The organism is Roseibium sp. (genome assembly GCF_025698965.1).
Classification (GTDB): domain Bacteria; phylum Pseudomonadota; class Alphaproteobacteria; order Rhizobiales; family Stappiaceae; genus Roseibium.
The window spans coordinates 1-2,729 of the sequence record NZ_JAILWL010000656.1 but is presented as its reverse complement, the minus strand read 5'-3'; the positions used below and the strand labels follow the sequence as shown (position 1 = coordinate 2,729).

2 protein-coding genes are annotated in these 2,729 nt (G+C 52.8%); one reads left to right on the top strand and one right to left on the bottom strand.

Going from position 1 to position 2,729, the window contains the following annotated elements; genetic code table 11:
* Window positions 1-117 precede the first annotated feature (117 nt).
* Window positions 118-984 (bottom strand): LysR family transcriptional regulator, encoded by an 867-nt coding sequence (locus tag K5905_RS31180; RefSeq protein WP_297591603.1) that lies wholly within the window; start codon window positions 982-984, stop codon window positions 118-120.
* A 120-nt stretch (window positions 985-1,104) separates the two neighbouring features.
* On the opposite strand from K5905_RS31180, the gene acdA reads away from it, so the two are divergent.
* The gene (gene acdA / locus K5905_RS31175) at window positions 1,105-2,346 is read left to right on the top strand and encodes a 3-sulfinopropanoyl-CoA desulfinase (protein ID WP_297591602.1); all 1,242 of its coding nucleotides are present in this window, start codon (window positions 1,105-1,107) and stop codon (window positions 2,344-2,346) included.
* Window positions 2,347-2,729 lie beyond the last annotated feature (383 nt).

The following is a 2,729-nucleotide window of genomic DNA, read 5'->3' as shown; positions in this document are numbered from 1 at the left end:
TGTCGCTGCCATACCGGTGATACTGGGCTTCAAATTCATGCAAAAACGAATTGGATGGTATCGATGACACTTGGTCAACCGGTCGGCATACAGCTTGTCGGCAATGTTTGGGTATTGTCACGACGCTTTCACGAGCAACTTGCATAGTGCTTCGACCCACTGCGGATTGGGTTCGCTTCGTCGCGAGACCAGAACCAGATCTCTGGAAATCGGTCTTGTATCAACCTCAATGATTGCAACGTGTTTGTCGGCATACCGATTTATGTCGGGGCGAGGCAGGATAGTGTATCCAAGACCTGCCTTGACACACTCCATGCAGGCCTCGATCCCATCGAGAACAAGAGGAGGAAACGGAGATGGTTGCGAATTTTCAAAAAAGCTTGCGATCAATTTGCCTATTCCCGTGCTCGGCCTGAAATGGATGAAGGGCAGCTTGTTCGAAAGTGCGACATCACTTAGCCCCTCACAATCGGCGGGGGCGGCGATACTCATAACCTCTGATGCAATTAGATCGTATCTGAGCAGCTGCTCAGGTTGACCAACCCTCGTAATAACCGCGCAGTCAATCTGGCCTGACGCGACCTGCTCTTCCAGCACTTCGGATAGGCCGGAGCTGAACCTGAATCGAGCCTTTGGCGCTTGGCCTGTCGCCAGTTTGACAAAACTGGGTAAAATCCGAACGCTGGCGGATTGAACGAAGCCGACTTGAAACACGCCACTCAGTGGAGAAGATGCACCGCAAAGTCCGACAAGTGCACGTTCTTCGCGAATGAGAGATTGCGCACGCTCTGCCACCATACGCCCGAGGGGTGTTAATTTCGGCGGCCGAAACGTTCGATCGAAAAGCTCCGCATCAAGTTCGAGTTCCAGAGATTTCATCTGCATGCTCAAGGCAGACAACGTCATGCCGCGCAGCTCTGCAGCTTTGCTGAAGGATTGGACTTCGTATATGCGAACAAGCGTTTCCAGGGACCGAGTTTGCATTTCTTCAGTTTTTTTGAATTTGATATCAAATCTTATTCGATTGATCTGAATAAGTAAAATCTCTTATCATCATCTTCAATCGCAAAATTCGGCAACTGCCTGACCAAGCAGAGCAACACCATGACCAATCTGACGTGTGACCAGAAATTGCTACGCGAAACGGCCTGTGATTTGTCGTGGAACATTCTGCAACCCCGCGCAGCGGAGATTGATCGCACAGAAGAATATCCCTGGAACAATGTCGAGGACCTGACAGAGGCCGGTTTCATGGGCATGACTATTCCTGCAAAATATGGCGGTCGGGGACTCAACTATTTCGACGCCATTCTAGTCATTGAGGAAATTGCGAAGGTCTGCGGCGTCAGCGCACGCATTGTGGTTGAGGCCAATATGGGCGGTGTCGGTGCCATAATGAAATACGGCTCGGAGGACCAGAAGAAGCTCGCTTCGAAACTGATTTTGGAGGGTGACAAGCCTGCAATCTGCATTACTGAGCCCGGTGCTGGAAGTGCAGCCACTGACATGAGCACAACAGCCGTAAAACACGGCAGTCACTACGTCCTGAACGGCACCAAACACTGGATCACGGGCGGTGGTGTTTCCAAATTGCATCTGATCTTCGCCAAGGTTGTCGAAGATGGTGAAAGCAAAGGGGTTGCAGGATTTCTCGCGGTTCGCGGAATGGCCGATGGTTTGAAGACAGGTAACCGCGAGCCGGCCATGGGCTTGCGCGGTATTCCCGAAACGGAAGTGATTTTGGACAACCTTGTCGTCTCTGAGGACATGATGGTTGTTCCACCGGAAGGCGTCAAAAGGGGTTTTGCCGGGTTGATGAATGCCTATAACGGTCAGCGAGTTGGAGCTGGGACGGTTGCTTTGGGCATCGCCCAGGGGGCTTTTGAGCTGGCGCTTGATCACGCCAGAAAACGCCATCAGTTTGGTCGCCCGATCGCGGAATTCCAAGGACTGCAGTGGATGCTCGCAGATATGTCAATCGGCCTGACGGCCGCGCGCGCACTTCTTCACAATACTGCGAAGGACGCCGGAACGGGATTTCCGGACATGGCCGCTGCTGCTCAGGCAAAAATCCTTGCATCGGAGACCGCCATCAAGGTGACCAATGATGCCCTGCAGATTCACGGAGCCTCCGGATACTCCCGCAACCTTCCTCTTGAGCGCATGGCTCGCGATGCCCGGATGTTCACCATTGGCGGCGGCACGGCCCAGGTGCTCCGGACACAGGTTGCGAGCAGTATTTTGGATATGAAACTGCCGCAAACCCGGGATGGATATGTAGACTCGTCCGCAGAAAAGCCGAAAGTGTCGAATAAGCCTCCCGCTCCCCTTCTTCGTTTAGCTTAGAGCTTTCGTTTATTCCCGTATCCGTTTGCCACCGACAGCCCGCCTTTTCGGCCGGGCTTTTTTTTGCGGTTGCCTGATTTGAGAGTTTTACACGCTTTTTCGTTTGGCTTGGGCCTTTCTTTCGGGGAGGCCTGTCGGGTCCAAATCGGGGTTGCCTGAGCACCAAAAAACCCGGCTCGGGGCCGGGTTGTTTTATTGGTTATGAGAGGATGATTTGGTTTTTCTCCCCTTCTGCGTCGGGCGAAGCCCTCCTTGATGGGGCCTGGAGAGTTTCAACTCAGTATCCGCTCTTCAAATACAAAAAAGCCCGCCGGTTTCCCGGCCGGGCTTTTTTTTATTTGGTTTCGGGAGCAGGATTTGAGCATTTTTGCCCCTTCTGCGTC

Coding starts and splice junctions, on each gene's coding strand:
- acdA (WP_297591602.1), top strand. CDS start 1,105: ATGACCAATCTGACGTGTGACCAGAAATTGCTACGCGAAACGGCCTGT.
- K5905_RS31180 (WP_297591603.1), bottom strand. CDS start 984: ATGCAAACTCGGTCCCTGGAAACGCTTGTTCGCATATACGAAGTCCAA.